This window comes from Halomonas sp. QHL1 (assembly GCF_001882345.1).
Taxonomy (GTDB): domain Bacteria; phylum Pseudomonadota; class Gammaproteobacteria; order Pseudomonadales; family Halomonadaceae; genus Vreelandella.
This window is the reverse complement of sequence record NZ_MINL01000001.1, coordinates 1,379,124-1,400,972: the sequence shown is the minus strand read 5'-3', so window position 1 is coordinate 1,400,972 and position 21,849 is coordinate 1,379,124. Positions and strand designations below refer to the sequence as shown.

Below are 21,849 nucleotides of genomic sequence, written 5' to 3'. Positions count from 1 at the left end.
TTTTAACGACTCATTGTTTATTGAAATGGCACGGCCGCTGCTATTGCGAAAGAAGTGAAGTCAGCTAGTGCGCTAGGCTGTTTTTTGAGAATCGGGACTCACGATTAGCCAAACGGAAAGTAAAACGATCAAAGAGCCAAGTAAGAATCCGCTGGAAATCGTTTCATCGAGGACTAAAAAGCCCCATAACACAGCGAAGGGAGGCACCAAGAATGTAACGGTGAGCGAGCGTAACGGCCCAATGTCAGCGATCAATCTAAAATACAGAATATAGGCTAGAGAGGTGCATACAAAACCGACGGCCAGCAGGCTGATCCAAACATCACCTTGAAGCCAATCAATGCTGGGGCCAAATGAAAGGTTCCAAAGCAAAAATGGGGCGAGAAAAATGGTCGCGCCTAGTTGGCTGCCAAACGCCACTAACGTTGGATCCAGCCCGCCCTGCTGGGTTATCCATTTTCTAGTAAGAAACCCCGCAAAGCCGTAACCAATAGTGGCTATGATGCAAGCAGTAATGCCAATATAAATGTTACCAACGATATTTGAATCACCCACAGTGGTAATAACTGTGATACCGACAATTCCTAGCGTTACTCCCAGCCATTTTTTTATAGTTAAACTCTCGCTAAAGATAAAAAAGCCAATCAGGGCACCTGTTAAAGGCGTTGTCGCATTTAGAATCGCTGAATAGCCAGCAGGTAGTAATGTTGCTGCTATGCTGTACATAAGAAATGGGATACCAGAGTTAATGGCACCCAAAATCAAAATTTTCCCTAGTTTATCTCTGAACGCCAGGCTTTTACGTATGATAACGATGATAAAAGCCAAACCGATGAGGCCAAAAAAGACTCTAAAAAATGCTGTGTTGACTGGGCCTATCGCCGGTGAGGCGATTCTCATAAAAAGAAAGCTTGCTCCCCAGATAGCTGCTAGCGACAGTAGTCGTATATAGTCTATTGCTCTCATTTTGTGCCCCATTTCAATGTTTCCCATTAGCCAACAGACCTCGGCCAGACCCTGGAGCTTTGCCCCATGGCGTTCAGTATTGCTTCCCGTTAGTATGAGAAAAACCCGTTTCTTGCTGTCTTTGTATTGAGCACAGAATAGGCACAGCTATGACGTATACAGATCTGTTTGAAAACGACGATATGAAGTTGATTAATCTGCTTCCACAGGATGGGGCGGCTTATTACCACGGCAAAATCCTTGATACGGCCACAGCCGCTATGTATTTAGATAAATGTATAAGCGAACTAAGCTGGGAGCATGATCGCGCGTTTATTTACGGTAAAGAGATCGTTACAAAGAGGAAAATAGCCTGGTATGCAGACAAGCCGGTTTCCTATACCTACTCCGGCTACACAAAAATGGCGTTAGTGTGGCCAGACTTTTTGCGTGAGCTTAAACAGGTCGTGGAGAGCCACTGCGGAGAGGGGTTTAATTCGTGCCTAGGTAATTTTTATAGTTCAGGCGAGGAAGGCATGAGCTGGCACAGTGATGCCGAAAAAGACCTTGTTGAGAATGGGGCAATCGGGGCGTTGACCTTAGGCGGCGAAAGGAAATTCTCGTTTAAACATAAAAGAACAGGGGAGAGTGTGTCGCTTACTCTAGAGCACGGCAGTCTGTTAATTATGAAAGGTACTACACAGCAAAACTGGCTACATAGCCTGCCTAAAACCAAGAAAGATATCGAGCCGCGGGTGAGCCTAACGTTTAGGCAAATGCGCTTCTGAACTACTCTGGCTAAAGCCAAACGCTAGCCGCCCTGGAACGGGCGGCTATTTATTAGGCTTTATGCGACGCGTATCTGCTCTGTGGTTTTTGCAGTGACTTTTGGGAAGCGTCGCCAGTGGCGGGGGTGGGCGAATAAGCGTTGCCCGCGGCGTAGCGACAAGTGTTCAAAGTCAGTGTGACGCACGGTAGCAAGCCAAGGCTGGGCGAGCCAATCAGCCTCTAGCTCCACGCGCACTTCGGCGCCCACTGGCGAGATCGCCGTGATGGTGACCGGTAGATGGCTCTCAGAAGTGGGTTGCTCGGTTAGCCGCACTTCATGGGGGCGGAGCAGTAGCTCTTCATGGCCATCGGGTAGATCAACGTGCCAATAGGCGTCGCCGCAGGTGAGTACGCCGTTGGTCACTTTGCCTTCCAGATGGTTCACATCACCTAAAAACTCAAACACAAAGCGATTTTTCGGCGTGCGGTAGAGCTCGTCGGGCGTATCAACCTGTTCAATTCGGCCATTGCTCATCACCACTACACGGTCAGATAACTCCAGCGCTTCTTCCTGGTCGTGGGTGACAAAAACACTAGTGAAATTGAGCTCATCGTGAAGATGACGCAACCAGCGACGTAGCTCCTGGCGCACTTTGGCATCGAGTGCGCCAAACGGCTCGTCCAGCAGCAATACTTCCGGCTCCACGGCTAGCGCGCGGGCCAGCGACACCCGCTGCTGCTGGCCGCCCGAAAGTTGGGCAGGGTAACGATTGGCAAGGTGCTCCAGCTTGACCATCTCAAGTAGCCTAAACACCCGGGCACGAATCTCACCGCTGCTGGGACGGCGTTTACGCGACAGCACGGTCAGACCAAAGGCCACATTGTCGTAGACGCTCATATGGCGAAACAGCGCGTAGTGCTGGAAAACAAAACCAATCCGCCGGTCGCGCACATGCACGTTGGTCACGTCGCGATCGCCAAACAGAATCTTACCCGGCTGGGCGGTGCGGTCGGCATTTTCCAAGCCGGCGATAATACGCAGCAGCGTGGTCTTGCCCGAGCCCGAAGGACCGAGTAAGCCTACCAATTCACCTTCGTGAATATCCAGGTTGATTGGCTCTAACGCCTGCGTATTGCCGAAGTGCTTAGCGATATTGTGTAAGTGAATGCTCATGCAAATGCCTCCCGGCGCGCTGCGCGCCATTCCAGCCCGGCCTTGGCGGCGAGCGTCAGTAGGGCAATAAAGGCGAGTAGGGCCGCGCAGGCAAACGCCCCCACGGCGTTATAATCCTGATACAGCTGCTCAAGGTGCAGGGGTAGTGTATTGGTTTTACCGCGAATAGCGCCGGAGACCACTGATACAGCGCCAAATTCCCCCACAGCCCGGGCGTTGGTAAGGATAACGCCATATAGCAGCGCCCAGCGGATGTTGGGCAGCGTTACGCGACGGAAGGTTGTCCAGCCGGAAGCACCCAGGGTCACCGCCGCCTCCTCTTCACGGGAGCCTTGGGCCTGCATCAACGGGATCAGTTCCCTGGCCACAAAAGGGCAGGTAACAAAAATGGTCACCATGAGAATGCCCGGCCAAGAAAACATCAGCTGAATATCATAGCCGTCCAGCCAAGAGCCGATCCAGCCGTTGCGGCCATACAGCAGCAGGTAAATAAGGCCAGCAACAACGGGCGAGACCGCAAACGGAATATCGATCAGCGTTTGCAGAATGCGCCGCCCAGGAAAGCTGAAGCGAGTGACCAGCCACGCCAGGGCAACGCCGAATACTAGGCACACCGGGATGGTTAACAGCGCGATCATCAGCGTTAAGCCAATCGCGTGCAGGGTAAAAGTGTTGCTCACGTTGGCCCAGAAGACCATAACGCCCTCGGACAACGCCTGAGCAAAAATAGCCACCAGCGGCAACAGCAAAAACAGCGCTGATAGTACCAAGGCGGCACCTATCAGCAGGCGCCGGATAAGCGGCGCATCACCAATTCGACGCATTACCCCTTACCTCCATGCAGGCGGCGAACAAAGCGGCCCTGCCAAACATTAATCGCCAGTAGCAGAGCCAGCGAGACAAACAGCACTACCGAAGCAATCGCCGAGGCCCCCGCATAGTCATACTCTTGCAGCTTGACGAAAATCATCAGTGCGGTGATCTCCGTTTCGTAGGGCATATTTCCGGCTATAAAAATGATCGCTCCGAACTCGCCCAGCGAACGAACAAACGCTAGCCCCGTGCCGGTCACCAAGGCAGGCCAGATGTGCGGCAAGATCACGCGGCGAAAGGCTACCCCGTCGGTGGCACCCAGCGACATAGCGGCTTCATCGACCTCAGCGGGCAAGTCTTCCAGTACCGGCTGCACCGTGCGAACTACAAAAGGGATGCTGGTAAAGGCCATGGCCAGAGCGATACCCACCCAGGTATAAGCGACTTGAAACCCTAGCGGCTCCAGCAATCTACCCATCCAGCCGCTGCTGGCGTACAGCGTTGCCAGGGTAATGCCGGCCACGGCGGTGGGTAGTGCGAAGGGGAGATCCATTAAAGCATCAAGTAAGCGTTTGCCTGGGAAGTCGTAGCGTACTAGCACCCACGCCAGTAATAAACCAAATATGGCGTTGACAATCGCCGCAACGGCGGCCGCGCCAATAGTGACCATATAGCTGGCCACTACACGACCTTCGGTGATGATCGCCCAGTATTCGGCGAAGCTAAGCCCTGCTAACTGGCCAAACAGGCCGGTAATCGGCAGCAGCAGTACCAGCGAGATAAACAGCACGCTGATACCCATAGAAAGGCCAAAACCCGGCAGCACGCGTGTGCTGCCGGTTCGCCAGGTGGCAAGTTGACTCATAGTTCAGGCTGGCTCATGAGTGAATATTAGCGGCGCTGTAGCTGGTCGAGAAGGGCGCCACCCTCAAAGTGGGTCTCCATCGCCTCATCCCAGCTACCAAACACTTCATCCACCTCAAGCAGTTCGGTTTCCGGGAACTGGTCGGCGAACTCTTCGACCACGGCCTCGTTATGCACCCGGTAGTTGAAACCCGCTAGCAGGCGCTGAGTCTCTTCGGTGTAGAGATACTCTAAGTAGCTTTGGGCCAGATCGCTGTTACCGTTGCGCTCAGCATTTTCGCTGACCACTGCAACAGGGAACTCAGCCAAGATGCTGACCGGCGGCACAATCACCTCGTAATCGTCGCTGCCGTACTCGCTGCGGATGTTGTTAACTTCAGACTCGAAGCTAATCAGCACATCGCCAATTTCACGCTCGATAAAGCTGGTGGTGGCACCACGACCGCCGGTATCAAACACCGCTACATTGGCTAAGAAGGTACGCATGAACTCTTCGATTTGCTCTTCATCGCCATCGAACTCGTTCTCGGCAAAGCCCCAGGCGGCTAAGTAAGTATAGCGGCCGTTACCCGAGGTTTTCGGGTTGGGGAAGACCATTTGCACATCTTCTTTGACTAAATCGTCCCAGCTCTCAATACCTTTAGGGTTGCCCTTACGCACTAAGAAAGCAGTGGTGGAGTAGTAGGGCGACGCATTATTTTCAAAGGCATCTTGCCAATCTTCGGCTACCAGCCCTGCATCGGCGAGTACCTGTACGTCGGTCACTTGGTTAAAGGTCACCACATCGGCACGCAGGCCCTGCAGAATGGCGCGGGCTTGGGCTGAAGAACCGCCGTGAGACTGGCTGATGGCGATCTCTTCACCGTGCTCTTCCTGCCACCAGGCTTGAAACTCTGGGTTGATCGCGGCAAACAGCTCGCGAGCGATATCGTAAGACGAGTTGAGCAGTTCCCGCTCTTGGGCGGCGGCGGTACCACTTACCGTAACGCCTAGCGCAATGGCAATCAGGCTGCGGCGGAAAATTGTGGGCAGTGCCATAGAGAAGCTCCTTAAAACAGTAAGCGCAAAGTATCGCCAAAAAGTAGTGTCGCAATATCGGCAAGGTTAAATCTATCAATGTGGAATTACAATCATGTTTTATATTCTATTTAAGAATATATGTGTGATGACATGCGCAGACGCTGATACGTGGTTCTGCTAAGCGGCTCTGATAAGATAGCGGTCTGACTTTGCTCTCTTGCCTGCATACTCGCAGGTGTGCCGAGTGACTACTCTTCGTCTAATGATTAATAAGCAGGAATGGAATATGACCGCTGCGCACGATTTCTTGATTGCCCCCTCGATTTTATCGGCTGACTTTGCCCGGCTAGGCGAAGAAGTGGATAACGTGCTGGCTGCAGGCGCGGATGTGGTGCACTTCGACGTAATGGATAATCACTATGTGCCTAACCTCACTATCGGTCCCATGGTGTGCAAAGCACTGCGTAAGCACGGGGTAACGGCGCCGATTGATGTGCATTTGATGGTTAAACCGGTAGACCGCATGATCAGCGAGTTTATTGAAGCGGGCGCCAGCTATATCACCTTTCACCCCGAAGCCTCTGAGCACGTTGACCGCTCGCTGCAGCTAATTCGTGATGGCGGCTGTAAAGCAGGTCTGGTGTTTAATCCGGCCACACCGCTCTCCTATCTCGACTATGTGATGGATAAGATCGATATGGTGCTGCTGATGAGCGTTAACCCAGGTTTTGGTGGGCAATCCTTTATCCCCGGCACGCTCGATAAGCTCCGCGAAGCGCGGGCGAGGATTGATGCGTCAGAATTTGATATGCGCCTGGAAATCGACGGTGGGGTGAAAGTGGATAATATTGCAGAGATCGCCGCAGCGGGCGCCGATACCTTTGTGGCGGGTTCCGCCATATTCAGTGCCCACCAAGCCAGCGACCCGCACGGCTATGACACGGTGATCAAGCAGATGCGGGCGGCGATGGCCAGGTAATAAGCAAGTGTCGTTTAGTGCAGCTTCATGCGCGGTTTTAAGTAGCGATTAAGCTTATCGACCAGCCACGCTAGCCCTGTCTTCGGCGCCCCATGAATAGAGAGCTGGTGCATGCGGTAGAGCGACGCATAGGCTTGGCGAGCCAGCCAGCCCTCTAAAAACAGGCCGCGGGAGGCGGAGCTGCGCATTAAATTGCCCACTGCATCGTAGCGGGCTAGAGATACTAGCGAGCCGTGATCGCGGTAGCGAAAATCGACGAGCGGTTTGCCTTCTAGTTGATTGACCAGGTTTTTGGCGAGCAGTTTGGCCTGCTGGTGAGCCGCCTGGGCACGAGGCGGAACGGTGCTATCTTCCCCCATCGGGCAGCTGGCGCAGTCGCCCAGGGCAAAAATCTTCTCATCATCGACGCTCTGCAGGGTGCGTTTTACTTCAATTTGGTTTTTCTTATTCGTCGTTAGGCCTAGCTCAGCCAAAAACGGTGGCGCTTTGATACCCGCTGCCCACACGTTGATGTCGGTCTTGATCACCTCATCGTCATCGGTGATTAACTGATGTGCCTGAGCTTCTTTAATAGCGGTGTCGGTGTGGATGGTTACACCCATACTCTCAAGCTCTGTTTTCACCGTTTGGCTAACCCGCTCGGAAAGCCCCGGTAGCAGGCGCGGCGCCGCTTCCAGCAGGTGAACGCTGATTTGCTGGTTATCTAATGCCGTCACTCCATAAGCATTGAGCATGCGCGAAGCATCAAATAATTCAGCCGCAAGCTCTACCCCTGTTGCGCCGCCGCCCACAATCCCAATGGTCAACTGAGTATGCTGGCGAAGATTGGGGTCGGTATAGCGCAGAAAGGTGTTGATCATATCGCGCTGGAACGCCTTGGCCTGCTGGGGCGAATCAATAAAGTGGCAGTGCTCCGCCACGCCGGGCGTACCGAAATCATTGGAAACGCTGCCTATAGCCATGACCAGGTAGTCATAGGAAAGCTCGCGGGCGGGTAGCACTTCTTGACCATCTTCATCATGGATCGGCGCTAATTGCAGCGTCTGCTGCTCGCGATCTATCCCGCTAAGAGAGCCGCGCTGAAAGCGGTAGAAGTGAGCAGATGAATGCCCGCGAAGATCCACCTCATCCATGCTGGAATTGAGTACGCCGGTGGCCAGTTCGTGGAGCAGCGGTTTCCATACGTGGGTGGTATTGCGATCCAGCAGCACGATTTCAGAGCGTTTGCGCTTACCTAAGGTGCGGCCTAATCGCGTGGCGAGGGCTAAGCCGCCCGCACCGCCGCCAACAATCACGATTCTGGGAGTGGGCATATCACTACCTCCTTAACTAAATTAGCCCCAGCATAGAAGGTTCTTACGCTTCTTACTAATGCGAACATTTGCCCTAAGCAGGTAAGATGGTTTTCTAATGAAGATGAGGCAGAGAGCATTGAAGGCGCTTCCAATACACTATTCAGAGTTACACACCATACTACAGGGTAAACGGCTAGTTGCGTTTGACTTGGATGGCACGCTAATTGATTCAGTGCCCGACCTTTCCGCCGCAGTGGGGAAAATGTTAAACGACTTTGACCTGCCAGAGCCGGGCGAAGCAAAAGTCCGAGACTGGGTTGGCAATGGGGCGCCGGTATTAGTGGAAAGGGCGCTGGCCTGGGCGTTGCGGGACACGCCTGAGCCAACGCCTTGTTCAGAACGACAGCAGCGCGCCTATGATGCGTTTATGGCGCACTACGGCGCTGCCCCCAACACTCTGACAACGCTCTACCCTGGGGTAAAGCAAGCACTGCAGGCACTGCATCGGCCGGGTATGACACTGGTGCTGATCACCAATAAGCCCGAGCACTTTATTGAGCCGCTGCTAAAGCACTTCGAGCTTCTGGACTTCTTTACCCTATGGGTCGGCGGTGATTCTCTAGCCGAAAAGAAGCCCCACCCATTGCCGCTGCTGCACGCTGCTCAACACTGCCAAATACCGCCAGCTGAGTGTGTGATGGTCGGCGATTCACGTCACGATATTGCTGCCGGTAAGGCGGCGGGCTTTACCACCCTGGCGCTACCCTACGGTTATAATCACGGTGAGCCGATTGAAAACAGTCACCCCGATCTAGTGCTCAGTTCGTTAACCGAATTGCTCATAACCCCTCCCAGATGACACAGGCGTTTGATTAATCGCCAAGTACCGGTTACTCAGCCGTAGCGCCCCCTAAAGCGGTGTGCATGACCTCTGCGTTATGGTGCAACATATCTGAGTAGTTGGCTGCCGGGCCGTCTGCACCGCTCAGCGAGTCGACATATAGCGGACCTGCCAGGGGAAGCGATGCTTCCCGTGACAGGGCGTCCATATGAATGCTGGGCGTAGTGCTTTCAAAAAACAGCGCTGGAGGGCGTGGGCGATTATTAGCAAGATATTCGCTCATCTTGGCCATGGCCTCGGCGCTGCCTTGGGTTTCGTGATTAACGCCCCACACCCCCAGGGCTTCAAAGGCGTAGGCACGGGCGAAATAGCCAAAACCTGCTTCGCTGGTCAGTAACGTGCGGTTAGTTTGTGGAATCCCCTCGAGGCGCTCTTTCACCGCTAGATTAAGATTGTCCAGCGCCTTGCGTGCCTGTTCAGCACGGGTATAAAACTCATCGGCCTGGTCGGGAAGATGCTCGGCCAGGGTCTCGGCAATGACATCAATGTAGGCCGCAGCTCCCTCTGGATCCATCCACATGTGGGGGTCTGGCTCGCCCTGATACTCACCAGTCGAGATCATCAACGGCGTGTAGTCGGCCTTTTTGGCCACTTCCACGAGCGTTAGCTGGTCGTCAGACATCGCTTCAATATGGCGTATCCAAGGTTCTAGCCCAAGTCCGTTATAAAACACGATATGGGTCTCTTCAAGTGCCAGGACGTTGGGCGGGGTTAGCTCCCAGCGGTGAACATCTTCTCCGCGTGGAACGATGACATTGACGCTAACCGTATCGCCCGCCACGCGTTTGACCAATTCCTCTATGACTGAAAAAGAAGCAATGACGCGTAATGTTGTGTTGGCATAGGCTGGCGCAGTACTTATCAGCGCGACGAATAAGAGCGTACACACCCAGGTAACCCGCTTTGACATCCCACGCTCCTAACTGGCTAAAAAACTATCGAAAAAAGACGGCAGATAATAAAGACTGCGGTGGCCCGTTGCCAGTTCCAATGTAACGGCAGGCCGCAAGAGGTATTACCCAAGGGAGAATTCCCTACAGGGAAAAGTGCCACTATGCTGAACAGTATTACACTCCTAAGCGTAGCGTGCTTTATGACTGACCAAACGGTTTCTTCTTGGCGGCGTCGGCTCGGCCATCCCAGAGGCCGTGATCTATCTCCCGTCGCCCTGGTGACATTGAGGGCGCTGCTGGGCGACGAACGCCAGCAGCCCAGTTTGCGCCAACGCGATCAGCTGCTTGAGCATTTGCACGCTATTCAGGATGCCCATGGCCATTTGTCGATGGTTGAACTGCGGGCCCTAGCGACGTATATGAATCTGCCCATGGCGGCAGTGTACGAAACTGCCACCTTCTATGCCCATTTTGATGTGGTGCACGACGGCCAAACACCACCTCCCGACACCACGGTGCGGGTATGCGATTCGCTCTCCTGCCAGTTAGCTGGCGCGGCCCAGCTTAAAGCTAAGCTGGAAAAAGGCTTAGATCCAGAGACGGTGCGCGTGCTGCGCGCCCCGTGTATGGGCCGTTGCGATAGCGCGCCGGTGGTTGAAGTGGGCCACCACCATGTGCAGTTTGCCACCGCAGAAGGCGTTGAGGCAGTCGTAGATACCGGCCATTTTCAACCAGAGGCGATTATATGGCAGCGCCTGGAGGCGTACCAGCAAGCGGGTGGCTATCAGCTGCTGGCTGACTGCCGCGGGGGGGGGGCGTCAGCGTTGACGCACTTATGGCGACGCTGGACAAAGCAGGCTTAAGAGGACTCGGCGGCGCGGGGTTCCCAACCTTTAAAAAGTGGCACTTTGTGCGTCAGGAGCCTGGGCCACGCTATTGCGTGATCAATGCTGATGAGGGCGAGCCAGGTACCTTTAAAGATCGCTATCATCTCGAAAAATCGCCTCATCAATTTTTGGAAGGCGCATTGATCAGCGCCTGGGCGGTGGAGGCCAAGGCGCTGTATATCTATCTGCGCGATGAGTACCCCGGCCTTCGCCGGGTGCTGAGTGAAGCGATTGGCGAGCTTGTCCAGGCGGGATTGGTTGCGCCGGGCTATATCGTGCTGCGCCGAGGTGCGGGCGCTTACATTTGCGGTGAAGAGTCGGCACTGATTGAGTCGCTTGAAGGCAAACCCGGCAAGCCTCGCCATCGGCCACCCTATGTGGCGCAGCAGGGGCTGTTTGGCTGCCCGACGCTGGTCAATAACGTTGAGACGGTGTACTGGATTGCGCCGATTTGGCAGCAGGGGGCCGAATGGTTTGCTGGCCAAGGTCGCCATAGCCGTTCGGGGCTGCGCAGTTTTTCGGTCTCTGGCCGGGTAAAATATCCCGGTGTTTACCTTGCCCCAGCGGGTATTACCCTACGCGAACTGGTCGATAAGTACTGCGGAGGTATGGCGGCAGGGCATCAACTGGCGGGTTACTTGCCCGGCGGCGCGTCTGGCGGAATTCTGCCCGCTAGCAAGGCGGATATCCCACTGGATTTTGATACGCTTCAGGCTCACGGCTGTTTTATAGGCTCGGCGGCGGTGATCGTGCTCTCCCAGCAGGATAACTTGCAGGCAGTGGCAACCAATCTGCTGGCGTTTTTTGCCGACGAATCCTGCGGCCAGTGCACCCCTTGCCGGGTAGGCCCTGAGAAAATGCTGACCCTGCTGGAGCGTGCTGACTGGGACGTTGGCCAGCTCACCCGGCTGGCGCAGGTGATGCAGGACGCCTCAATTTGCGGTTTGGGTCAAGCAGCGCCCAATCCCGTGCTGGGGCTGCTGAAAGACTTTCGAGGCGAGCTTGCCCAGCAGCAGATTATTGTCAGCGATGCCCCAGAGGCTAGCGCAAAAGGGAGTTCGACGTGAGCTCCTTCGCATTAACCCTTAGATGGTGTTGAGGTAACCGCTTGCCCCCGGGAAACCCTATGGGAGGTCGCCAAACGCGTACGGGAAGCCGCTGCCAATCTGCTCACCAACCCGGCCCTCGACCCCTACGGCAAAATACCCGAGTTTAAGTATGCAGCCTGTCGGCTGACGCGGGAAGACACGCGAGGTGGCACTTAAGCCTGCAAGGGAGTGCTCGGTTGCGGTATCATCACCGTATTAGCGGTTTCATCTGTGGTCGAAATGACGCAATGGAGTAAGTGGGGCAATGGCGCAAGCTCAGTCGGTGCAGAAACAGGCAGCGCAGAAAGTGGTGATGATCGACAATTATGACAGCTTCACGTTCAACATCGTCCAGTATCTGGGTGAGTTGGGTGCGGAAGTGATCACTCACCTCAATGACGACATCACCATTGAGCAAATCGAAGCGCTGGCGCCGACGCATTTGGTGGTATCGCCGGGACCCTGCACGCCCAACGAAGCGGGAATCTCCATGGCCGCCATCAATCACTTTGCAGGCAGGCTGCCTATTTTAGGCGTCTGTCTGGGGCATCAGGCGATTGGTCAGGTTTATGGTGGCAAGGTCGTGCACGCTCCGAAGGTCATGCACGGCAAAACTTCTGCCGTGCTGCACGCTAATCACGGCGTGTTTGAAGGGCTGGATAACCCTGTTGAGGTTACCCGCTATCACTCCCTGGTGGTCGATAAAGCGAGCCTGCCCGACTGTTTAGAAGTCACTGCCTGGACAGGCGATGACGATGTGACCCCCGGTTTAGTCATGGGGTTTCGTCACCGCGAGCTGGATATTGAAGGGGTGCAGTTTCACCCCGAGTCGATTCTTACCCGCCAAGGCCACGAGCTGTTGGCCAATTTTTTAAAACGCGGCTGATGGCCGGTTTCACACGCTTTTAGGGGCCCCTCTGCTCATGCAAATGCGAGATGCGATTAATGCGGTGATGCGCCGCGAAGACCTCTCTTTCGATGCCATGCACGCCTTGATGCGCCAAATCATGACCGGCGATGCCAGCGATGCGCAAATTGGTGGCCTGCTGGTAGGCCTAGCCATGAAAGGCGAAAGCGCCGTTGAAATTAGCGCCGCTGCTCAGGTAATGCGCGAGCTAATGAAGCGCGTTGAACTGAATGCCGAAAACATCGTGGATATCGTCGGCACCGGTGGCGATGGCGCCAACCTGTTTAACGTTTCCACGGCTGCCAGTTTTGTCGCCGCTGCCGCTGGTGCCCATGTCGCTAAACACGGTAATCGCAGCGTTTCGTCGTCTTCGGGCAGCGCTGATCTGTTCGATGTGGCGGGTATCTACCTGGATCTCAAGCCTGACCAGGTAGCGCGCTGTATTGAGCAGGTGGGCGTAGGCTTTATGTTTGCACCCAACCACCATCCGGCCATGCGCTATGCCATTGGCCCGCGCCGGGAAATGGGCGTACGCACGCTGTTTAATATTTTGGGCCCGCTGACCAATCCTGCTGGCGCACCCAACCAAGTGCTGGGTGTGTACGCCCCGGAATTAGTGCCATTAATGGCGGAAGTGCTGAAAACCTTGGGCAGCCGCCACGTGATGGTCGTCCATTCAGAGGACGGCCTGGATGAGATCTCTCTGGCCAGCCCCACCTTGGTAGCTGAGCTAAAAGAGGGTGAGATTACCCAGTACACCATTACGCCTGAAGAGTTGGGCATTGAGCGCCAGAGCTTGGCAACGCTGAAAGCCGCCAGTGCCGAAGACAGCCTGCGCTTGGTCAAGGCTGCGCTTTCCGGTGAAGGTGCCGCTGCCGATATGGTCGCGCTAAACGCCGGGGCCGCGCTTTACTGTTCGGGCGTTGCAGATACCTTAAAAGAGGGCGTGATGGTGGCCCAGGACGCGCAAGCCTCCAAACTGCCGCTTGAGAAACTTAAAGAGCTTTTTCACTTCACCAGCGTTTTTAAACATTAGTTTTTTAAATAAGTCGAGACCACCATGACTCAACAGGCAACGCCAACTATTTTAACGCGCATTCTGGCTCGCAAAGATCAAGAGGTGGCTGAGCGTCGTCAAGCGGTCTCGGAGTCCGATCTGCTCGCCCTCGGGGAGCAGCAGAGCGCCCCCCGCGGCTTTATTGAGGCGCTTAATACGCGCATCGCCACAGGTGATCCAGCGATTATCGCCGAGGTGAAAAAAGCCTCACCGTCAAAAGGCATCATTCGCGAAGAGTTTCACCCCTCGGATATCGCTAAAAGCTATGCTCAAGGGGGCGCGGCTTGTCTGTCCGTACTCACCGACGCCGACTTTTTCCAAGGCCACGAAGACTATTTGATCGCCGCTCGGGATGTCTGCACGCTGCCGGTGATTCGCAAAGACTTTATCACCCATGGCTACCAGGTCTGTGAAGCGCGGGCGATTGGATCGGACTGCATACTACTGATCGTTGCTGCCCTGGATGACGCACAGCTGCGCGACCTGAACCAGCAGGCCAATCAGCTGGGTATGGATGTGCTAGTCGAGGTGCACGACGCCGAGGAGCTTGAGCGCGCGCTAGCGCTGGATCTAAAGCTGGTCGGCATCAATAACCGGAACCTGCATACCTTTGAAACCAGCCTGAATACCACTCTGGATCTGCTGCCGCGCATTCCTGAGGGCGTCACAGTGATTACCGAATCGGGTATCCATACCCGCGATGACGTTGAGCTAATGCGTGACCACAACGTTAACGGGTTCCTGGTTGGCGAAGTCTTTATGCGCGAAAGCGATCCAGGCTTGGCACTGAAGCAGTTATTCTTTTAACGCCGCAGCTTGTTAGCTCGCCGACCGTTTGGTTTTCCAGCTGAGTACGGCAACGGTAAGCGCTGGCAAGAAGGTAACGGTGACAATTGCCGTACCGAGCAGCCCAAATAGCACAATGGCACCGACGCCGCGGTAAAGCTCGGTGCCTTCCCCGGGTAGAAACACCAGCGGCGAAAGCCCGCACAGGGTGGTAAGAGTCGTCATGGCGATAGGCCTTAAACGGCTCTCCACCGCCTGTTGAACGGCTTCCCGCACCCCCATGCTCGCCGTGCGTAGATTCTCTCTCGCTTGATGCACCACCAGTATCGGGTTGTTGACCACTGTCCCCATCAGAATCAAAAATCCCAGCATGGTGATCATATCAAACGGCTGGCTGATGGCGTTCAAACCAATTTTCGGCAACTGAGCGCCCACCGTATTCATCAGCCACAGCCCTACAATCCCCCCGGCGGCACCTAACGGAATAGTGGCGAGGATAAGCAGCGGGTAACCCCAGTGGGCAAAAATCGCTACCAGCAGCAGATACACAATCGCCAAGGCGATTAACGCATTGCCGGTAAGCGCCTGGCGGGTTGCGTCCAACTGATCCCCCGCACCGGTCACGCTGACATTAATGTTGGCAGGTATGACGCCTTCATCGCGCAGTTGGTCGATCACCTCATCCTGCATTTGCTCGATACCGGCTTCCAGCGCCACGCTGCGGGGTGGAATGACGTCCAGCGTAACGCTGCGGCGACCGTCTACCCGCCGCAGCGTAGCCGTTCCCACCGTCTCGCGAATATCGGCGAGGGTGTTGAGCGGAACGCTCACCCCAGAAGGGGTATAGATGGGCAGGGTGGCGAGGGCATCCAGGTCGATATCGCCCGCCTCGGGGCCATAGCCGTAAAGGTCGATTTTCTCGTCGTCGAGATAAAAGTCATCCAGGTAGGCGCCGTTGGTGAGCACCGCGACGGTGGTGCCCAACGCGCTGGTATCCAGGCCGACTTCGGCCGCGCGCTCCCAATTGGGATACACCTCGATCAGCGGCTGGCCAAGATCCAGGGCGGAGGGCCGCGACTGAATGCGTGGGTTGTCGAACACTGTCTGGGCGCGCTGATAAATCGCATTGGCGGTAGTGTAGAGTTCGTTTAGATCGTTGCCGGCAATATCTAGCGTGATACTGCGTGTACCACCGTCGTTGCTGGAGATAATCGAGCCGCGAGCGGCAAAGGCGCGCATGTCTGGGTATTTCTCAAAACGACGGGTGAGGGCGTCCATCAACGCTTCAATATGGATGGGGTCGATGGTTTCAGCAATGATCCGTAGGCTTTGAGCTTCGGCTTGTATCCCCATAGTGCGAATCGGCGGGATGTCGGTGTCGCCGCCCTCGAAGCGCTCAGGCTCAGCGCCCACATGGGGCTCCAACTCCTGTTGCAGGGTTTGGGCAATCGCATCCATGGTGGCCAGATTGTAACTCGCCGGGGCGTTCATGCTAGCAAAGGTTTTGGCTTCTTCGCCTTCGGGCAGGTACTCCGCCGGGGGCGTCAGCCAGACAAAAATGCCGATACCCCCCACAATGCCCAGCACGATGGCGAGAACGCGCCGGAAGGTCGTGCGGATGATGCCATCAACTACCCACAGACAGCCGCGTACCCAGCGCGGCGATGACGTTGAAGCGCTCTCCTTACCGCGAAAATCGATATGCGCGCCCAGGGTGGGAATAACGGTAATGGCGACCACCATGGAGACAATAATCGAGGTCGAGATGGCCACTGCAATATCGGAGTAGAGCTGCCCGGCTTCCTGCTGAATAAAGAAGATCGGCACAAAGACTAAAATAGTAGTCAGCGTTGAGGCGAGCACCGCGGGCCATACTTGCTTGACGCCCTCGAGAGCCGCTTCAAAGCGCGCCAGGCCACGGCGGCGCTGGGTCTCAATGCTCTCCAGCACGACGATGGTGTTATCGATGGTCATGCCAATGGCGAAAGCAACACCCGCCAGCGAAATGACGTTGAGCGTGCGGCCCGCCAGCAGCAGGCCTAGAAAGGCAGCGATGGTGCAGATAGGTATGCCGATGACCCCGGCCAGGGTAGCGCGGGCGGAGCGAAGAAAAGCGTACATCACCAAGGTGGCAAACAGCGCCCCCAGGCCCAGATTGACCCAGACATTGGCAATCGACGACTCCACGTAGCGCACGTCGTCGCTGGAGAGCGTCATACGCATGCCCTGCCCGGCTAGCAGACCTTGATTAAGCGCCGCGACTTCGTCGAGCATGGCACGCTTGATATCGATCACGTTGGCGCCCGGTTCCCGGCGCACCTGCACGCTTAATACCGGCTGTCCGTCCGAGCTGTAAGCGCGGGATGTGAGTTCAGCATAGGATTGACGCACCTCGGCCACATCGCTTAGCCGGGTGACCGCGTCGCCGTCGCGGATGAGGATCAGCGCTTCAAGGCTTTCAACATTCTCAAAACGGCCCACGGTACGCAGCAGGTAGCGGCGTTTGCCGCTCTCTAGGCTGCCGCCGGAGACATCCTGGTTGCGGGCCTGAAGGGCGGCCTGAATATCAGCGATACTCAGTTCACGGGCTACCAACGCTTCGGGGTCGATCAGTAGCTGCATTTGCCGCTCTGCACCACCGGAAACCGTAACTTCCGATACACCGGCAACGCTCTCAAGGCGCGGGCGGACATTATCCTCCAGGTAGTCGCGCATGGCCGGCATATCGAGCTGGCGAGGGTTACCCTCCCGGGGGCCAATGTTAAAGTACATAAAGGCGTTGGCGGAAAACGAGTTGGCCACGATGCGCGGCTGGTCAACGTTATTGGGGTAGGAGGGCACCTGACTTAGCGCGTTGTTAACCCGAATCAAGGTTTCGGTAAGGTCTACGCCAAACGGGAACTCCAGCTCGATTTCGGCGCTGCCGCTGCTGGCGGTGGACTCCATGCGCTGCAGGTTGGGCACATTACGCAGGAACTCCTCCTGCTCTATCAGGATATCCTTTTCAATATCCTGCGGCGTAGCACCCGGCCACTGGGTCTCGATACCCACCACGCGGGTTTCCAGGTCGGGAATCATCTGTACAGGGATGCGCCAGATGGCAGCGATACCCAGAATCAGCAGGATCAGCGTAATAACGCTAACCAAGATGCCGTGACGAATAATGGCGGCAAACATAGGTGGGGTCGGGCTCCTTTAGTCGTCGCTCAGGGACACGTTTTGCCCGTCTTCAAGCCGCTCATTACCGACGACGATGACGCGGTCTCCCGCTGATAGGCCCTCATTGACGGCGACCTCTCCCTGGTAGCTGCTGCCGATCTCAACCCTCTGCTCGAACGCCTGCCAAGTATCATCGCTCTGGCGGGCTAGCCAAACGCTAACGCTGCCATCCGGTCGGCGAATGAGGGCATCCCGCGGCACGCTGGGTCCGCTTTCGCCGTTAAGTTGCAAACGGCCTTCCACCGCCATACCCGGCAGCATTTCAAGTTGTTTTTCCGGCGCCGCGCGAAGCAGAAACTGCCTTGAGCTGGCATCGAGGGGAATACGCGCGAGGGTGCGCGCCTGGTGCCATTGATCGCTGCCTTCTAAGCGCACCTCTAACTGGGAGCCCTCAAAGCGTTGGTAGGCAGAGAGCGGCGCCGAGAAATCCAAGCGAAGGGACGCTAAATCGACCAAGGTGAGCAGGGTATCGCCAGGGTTGACCCACTCACCGACATTGCTCTCCCGGTGGGTGACCATGCCGTCGAAGGGTGCGCGTATCTGGTGACGCTCGAGCTGCAGTTGGGCTAGCTCGTAATCCGCTCGGCGCGCTTCAAGGGTGGCCTGGGCAGCCGCCAAAGCGCTTTCACGCTGGCGGCGCTCGCTGGCAGCAAAGTTTTGCGCCGAGAGCTGGTTGGCTTCGCTCACTAGGCGCTGTGCTTCGTCACGTTCGGCTTCGGCCTGGGCTAGATTCGCGCGGGCGCGCTGGCTTTCCAAGCTAATATCGCGGGTATCCAATGAGAGCAGCGGCTGGCCTTGAGTAACTGTGTCGCCCATTTCAACCGTTAGCTCGCTGACCTGACCCGCTTCAGCGCTGGACAGTTGGGAGGTTTGTGGGGCGCTAACGCTACCGATAAGCGGCAGTATCTCAATCCGCGGAGAGTCAGTAACCACCTGCGTCTCAACACGGTTTTCCTGAGCGACCGCCATGGCCGCTAGGCTCAGGGTTAAAACAGCGCCTGCGCCAAGGCGACTCAGAGAGGAAAGTAGAGATAACAAGGCAGCTCCTGAAAGATAACAGTCAATGAACAGCGTGACAGATTTCTGCACTGCACGCCGTTAGCTCCCTCAACGTTATACAAGGCTTAGTGTTTGTACAAACTTTAGCTGCGCTTTAAGGCAATAAGTAGTGCCTGCAAAGGGTGCAGCAGAACTTGTTCAGAGTAGCGCTTTACCTGGCTGCGGCAGGAGTAACCGGTGGCCAGCAACTTGCCTACGTTGTTTTCGGCTTCTACCTGGGGCTGCCACGACTGGGCGTAGATAGTTTTTGAAGTGGCGGCGTTGCGGGTTTCGTGGCCGTAGGTGCCCGACATACCGCAGCAGCCGGTGGCCAGCAGCTCAAGCTCTAATCCAAAGGCCGCAAATACCTGCTGCCATGCTTTAGGGCTACCTGGTGCGTTGGTTTTCTCAGTGCAGTGGGAGAGCAGCTTAAAGCCTGGATCGGTTAGCTTAAGCTGGTTAGGCGCAAGCGTGTTTATCCGGGTCGCCAGCCACTCCTGCAACATCAGCACCTCTGGCACCGCCTCATCGCCTAACGCTTTGACGTACTCCTGGCGGTAGGTAAGCGTCATGGCTGGGTCGATGCCCACCAGGGGGATATCAAAGCGGGCCAGGGTGCGTAGCCGTTCGGCCTGCTTGGCGGCGGTGCGCTCGAAGGCGCCCAAGAAGCCCTGCACCTGGAGCGGCTTGCCGTTCGCCGAATAGGGCATCACGAATACGCGTAGATTGAGACGCGAGAGTAGCTCTACCACGTCCATGACCAGCTTGGCTTCAAAGTGAGTGGTGAAGGCATCCTGTACAATAATCACGCTGTTGGCGCGCTGCTGTTCGGTTAACAGGGCCAGCGAGAGCGGCGTTGCCTCGGCGACGCCCCAGGCGTTCAGCTGCTTTTTGACGCTGGCTCGTGAAAGCGCCGGTGAATCGCTCATGCCCAAGGTTCGGCGCATCAGTTGCTCTACCCAGCGCTGGCCAATCACGGCGTTATACAGCGGTGCCGCCTTGGCCAGGGTAGGCAGCATAAACTCGGTGCCGCCAATCACGTAGTCGCGCAGCGGGCGCAGGTAGCGGCCGTGGTAGACCTCTAAGAACTGCGAACGAAACTGAGGGACGTTGACCTTAACCGGGCACTGCCCCGCGCAGGACTTACACGCCAAACAGCCCGCCATGGCGTCGTAAACTTCGTGGGAGTAGTCGTGGTGCTGCTTGCGGCTTAGGGTGTTCGCCACCCGCAGCGGAAAGCGTTTCATAAAGCCCCAGCCGCCTTCGGCTTTCTTCTTGCGCGACTCCTCAACGACATCGATCCCCGCCTGGGTCTGCAGCCGCAGCCATTCGCGGATCAAGCTGGCGCGGCCTTTGGGCGAGTGGCGGCGATCCCGCGTCGCCTTCCAGGAGGGGCACATGGGGTCATCGAGGTCGTAGTTGTAGCAGGCGCCGTTACCGTTGCAGTACACCGCGGCGTCGTAGGCCTGCCAGGCACGCTCATCGATGGTGCGGTCAAACTGGCCGCGCATGGGCACACCATCGACCTTCAACAAATCGGGGTCGCTATCCTTGGCGATTAGCTCGCCGCTTTCGGCGGGCGAGGCGATCTTGCCAGGGTTGAGCTGGTTATAGGGGTCAAAAGCCGCTTTTACCCGCTGTAGGCTGGGGTAGAGTTCGCCAAAGAATTTAGGCGCATATTCGGAGCGAACGCCCTTGCCGTGTTCGCCCCACAGCAGACCACCATATTTCTGGGTAAGCGTCGCCACTTCATCGGACACCGCGCGTATCAGTTTTTCCTGTTCGGGATCCTTCATATCGATGGCGGGGCGCACGTGCAGTACGCCGGCGTCGACATGGCCAAACATCCCGTAGGAAAGCCCACGGGCATCCAGCGCGGCGCGGAACTCGGCGATAAAGTCCGCCAAGTGCTCCGGCGGTACGGCTGTATCTTCCACAAACGGGATTGGCCGTTTCTCGCCCTGTACATTGCCGAGCAAACCCACCGAGCGCTTGCGCATTCCGTAGACTTTCTGGATCTGTCCGCGTCCCTCTGCCAGAGTGTAGCCCAGCCGCTCTACGGTGGTGTCTTGGCTTAGGTGGTCGGTGAAGGCGCGCACCCGTTCGGCGAGGGCGCTCTCATCGTCGTCATTAAATTCGATCAGGTTAATGCCGCGAATCGCCGTGTTAGAGGTCGCCGGGAAGAACTCCGCCACGCTGTCCCAGACGAAGTCTTCCATGGCCAGCTGCAGCACGGTGTCGTCGATGGTTTCTATCGAGGTAGGACGAGCGCTGGCGGTCATTAATGTTTTGGCATCCCGCAATGCGTCCATAAAACTGGTGTAGCGCACATTGACCAGGGTGGAGTGCTTGGGAATCGGCAGCACGTTCAGCACCGCTTCGTTCAAAAAGCCCAGCGAACCTTCCGAGCCGCACACCAAGCTGTTGAGGTTAAGCTGCCCCTCGCCGTCACGCAGGTGGGCCAAGTCGTAGCCGGTCAAGCAGCGGTTGAGCGGCGGGAATTTGGCAGCAATCAAGTCGCGCTGCTGGTCAATAATCTCGGCGGCGGTGGAATGCACACGGCCCAGAATGCCTTCCTGTTGGCACTCAGCCTGCTCTTCATCCTGTGTTAACACGCGGCTGTGCAGGTGCTTTCCGCCGATCAGAATGGTATCGAGCTCCAGCACGTGGTCACGGGTTTTGCCGTATTCGCAGCTGCCCTGGCCGCTGGCATCGGTAGAGATCATGCCGCCAATAGTGGCGCGGCTGGAGGTCGAAAGCTCCGGGGCGAAAAACAGTCCATGGGGCTTGAGCGCGGCGTTAAGTTGATCCTTTATTACCCCGGCTTGCACACGCACCCGCCGTGCTTCCACATCGATCTCAATGATCTTGTTCATGTGGCGGGAGACATCCACCACGATGCCGTCGGTGAGCGACTGGCCGTTGGTGCCGGTGCCGCCGCCTCTGGGCGTTAACACAATACTGCGGTGAGTGGTTTGGGCGGCCAGTCGGGTAAGGCGCTCTATATCTTCGGCATGCTTGGGGTAGACCGCCGCCTGGGGCAGGCGCTGATAAATCGAATTGTCCGTCGCCAGCACCGTACGGTTGGCGTAATCGGGCGCGATTTCGCCTTCAAAGCCGCGCGTTTTAAGAGCCTGCAGAAATCGTACATACTCATTGCCCAAGCGTTCGAACGGGGCGGTACGGGTGTCCAAGGATGCAATCATAGGTGATCA

Annotated in this window: 18 protein-coding genes; 8 read left to right on the top strand and 10 right to left on the bottom strand. The window is 56.4% G+C overall.

What is annotated here, in order from left to right; translation table 11 throughout:
* Positions 1-72: 72 nt before the first annotated feature.
* The gene (locus tag QHL1GM_RS06410; protein WP_254795268.1) at positions 73-993 is read right to left on the bottom strand and encodes a DMT family transporter; all 921 of its coding nucleotides are present in this window, start codon (positions 991-993) and stop codon (positions 73-75) included.
* Between the two features lie 122 nt (positions 994-1,115).
* Between QHL1GM_RS06410 and QHL1GM_RS06405 the strand changes: the two genes are divergently transcribed.
* Positions 1,116-1,733 carry an alpha-ketoglutarate-dependent dioxygenase AlkB gene (locus QHL1GM_RS06405; protein ID WP_071693723.1) on the top strand — a complete coding sequence of 206 codons (618 nt, stop codon included), beginning with the start codon at positions 1,116-1,118 and terminating at the stop codon, positions 1,731-1,733.
* A gap of 59 nt (positions 1,734-1,792) precedes the next feature.
* Here QHL1GM_RS06405 and QHL1GM_RS06400 read toward each other — a convergent pair whose 3' ends face one another.
* Genes QHL1GM_RS06400 through cysP form a run of 4 tightly spaced genes read right to left on the bottom strand, consistent with a single transcriptional unit; the run spans position 1,793 to position 5,602 of the window.
* Positions 1,793-2,887: a sulfate/molybdate ABC transporter ATP-binding protein gene (locus QHL1GM_RS06400; protein WP_071693722.1), complete on the bottom strand. Its 1,095-nt coding sequence runs from the start codon at positions 2,885-2,887 to the stop codon at positions 1,793-1,795.
* Positions 2,884-3,711, bottom strand: coding sequence for a sulfate ABC transporter permease subunit CysW (cysW, locus tag QHL1GM_RS06395; protein ID WP_071693721.1), 828 nt, complete (start codon positions 3,709-3,711; stop codon positions 2,884-2,886). The genes QHL1GM_RS06400 and cysW overlap by 4 nt, the downstream gene beginning before the upstream one ends.
* Positions 3,711-4,565, bottom strand: coding sequence for a sulfate ABC transporter permease subunit CysT (gene cysT / locus QHL1GM_RS06390; RefSeq protein WP_071693720.1), 855 nt, complete (start codon positions 4,563-4,565; stop codon positions 3,711-3,713). Before cysT ends, cysW begins: the two co-directional genes overlap by 1 nt.
* A 26-nt stretch (positions 4,566-4,591) precedes the next feature.
* Positions 4,592-5,602, bottom strand: coding sequence for a thiosulfate ABC transporter substrate-binding protein CysP (gene cysP / locus QHL1GM_RS06385; protein WP_071693719.1), 1,011 nt, complete (start codon positions 5,600-5,602; stop codon positions 4,592-4,594).
* 268 nt (positions 5,603-5,870) lie between these two features.
* Here cysP and rpe point away from each other — a divergent pair, with 268 nt between their 5' ends.
* Complete coding sequence (rpe, locus tag QHL1GM_RS06380) at positions 5,871-6,563, top strand: ribulose-phosphate 3-epimerase (protein WP_071693718.1); 693 nt, start codon at positions 5,871-5,873, stop codon at positions 6,561-6,563.
* 14 nt (positions 6,564-6,577) lie between these two features.
* Here rpe and QHL1GM_RS06375 read toward each other — a convergent pair whose 3' ends face one another.
* The gene (locus tag QHL1GM_RS06375) at positions 6,578-7,876 is read right to left on the bottom strand and encodes an NAD(P)/FAD-dependent oxidoreductase (RefSeq protein WP_071693717.1); all 1,299 of its coding nucleotides are present in this window, start codon (positions 7,874-7,876) and stop codon (positions 6,578-6,580) included.
* Positions 7,877-7,979: 103 nt separating this feature from the next.
* Here QHL1GM_RS06375 and QHL1GM_RS06370 point away from each other — a divergent pair, with 103 nt between their 5' ends.
* Complete coding sequence (locus QHL1GM_RS06370) at positions 7,980-8,717, top strand: phosphoglycolate phosphatase (protein ID WP_071695929.1); 738 nt, start codon at positions 7,980-7,982, stop codon at positions 8,715-8,717.
* 31 nt (positions 8,718-8,748) lie between these two features.
* Here the strand turns inward: QHL1GM_RS06370 and QHL1GM_RS06365 are convergent, their stop codons facing one another.
* Positions 8,749-9,669, bottom strand: coding sequence for a metal ABC transporter solute-binding protein, Zn/Mn family (locus QHL1GM_RS06365; protein WP_071693716.1), 921 nt, complete (start codon positions 9,667-9,669; stop codon positions 8,749-8,751).
* 183 nt (positions 9,670-9,852) lie between these two features.
* Between QHL1GM_RS06365 and QHL1GM_RS19650 the strand changes: the two genes are divergently transcribed.
* The 5 genes from QHL1GM_RS19650 to trpC all read left to right on the top strand — a co-directional run bounded on the left by QHL1GM_RS19650 (position 9,853) and on the right by trpC (position 14,398).
* Entirely contained in the window at positions 9,853-10,515 is a 663-nt protein-coding gene (locus QHL1GM_RS19650; RefSeq protein WP_254795267.1) for an NAD(P)H-dependent oxidoreductase subunit E, read from the top strand.
* On the top strand, positions 10,488-11,606 hold the full coding sequence (locus QHL1GM_RS19645; protein ID WP_254795266.1) for an NADH-quinone oxidoreductase subunit F: 1,119 nt from the start codon (positions 10,488-10,490) through the stop codon (positions 11,604-11,606). Before QHL1GM_RS19650 ends, QHL1GM_RS19645 begins: the two co-directional genes overlap by 28 nt.
* A 286-nt stretch (positions 11,607-11,892) precedes the next feature.
* Positions 11,893-12,513, top strand: coding sequence for an aminodeoxychorismate/anthranilate synthase component II (locus QHL1GM_RS06355; RefSeq protein ID WP_071693715.1), 621 nt, complete (start codon positions 11,893-11,895; stop codon positions 12,511-12,513).
* A 37-nt stretch (positions 12,514-12,550) separates the two neighbouring features.
* Positions 12,551-13,570 carry an anthranilate phosphoribosyltransferase gene (gene trpD, locus QHL1GM_RS06350; RefSeq protein ID WP_071693714.1) on the top strand — a complete coding sequence of 340 codons (1,020 nt, stop codon included), beginning with the start codon at positions 12,551-12,553 and terminating at the stop codon, positions 13,568-13,570.
* 24 nt (positions 13,571-13,594) lie between these two features.
* Complete coding sequence (trpC, locus tag QHL1GM_RS06345) at positions 13,595-14,398, top strand: indole-3-glycerol phosphate synthase TrpC (protein WP_071693713.1); 804 nt, start codon at positions 13,595-13,597, stop codon at positions 14,396-14,398.
* A gap of 12 nt (positions 14,399-14,410) precedes the next feature.
* Here the strand turns inward: trpC and QHL1GM_RS06340 are convergent, their stop codons facing one another.
* The 3 genes from QHL1GM_RS06340 to QHL1GM_RS06330 form a co-directional block, all read right to left on the bottom strand.
* A complete protein-coding gene (locus QHL1GM_RS06340) occupies positions 14,411-17,554 on the bottom strand; it encodes an efflux RND transporter permease subunit (RefSeq protein ID WP_071693712.1) in 3,144 nt (1,047 codons plus the stop codon).
* Between the two features lie 18 nt (positions 17,555-17,572).
* On the bottom strand, positions 17,573-18,634 hold the full coding sequence (locus tag QHL1GM_RS06335; protein WP_071693711.1) for an efflux RND transporter periplasmic adaptor subunit: 1,062 nt from the start codon (positions 18,632-18,634) through the stop codon (positions 17,573-17,575).
* A gap of 104 nt (positions 18,635-18,738) precedes the next feature.
* Positions 18,739-21,840, bottom strand: a complete 3,102-nt coding sequence (locus tag QHL1GM_RS06330; RefSeq protein WP_071693710.1) for an FAD-binding and (Fe-S)-binding domain-containing protein — start codon at positions 21,838-21,840, stop codon at positions 18,739-18,741.
* Between the last annotated feature and the right edge of the window lie 9 nt (positions 21,841-21,849).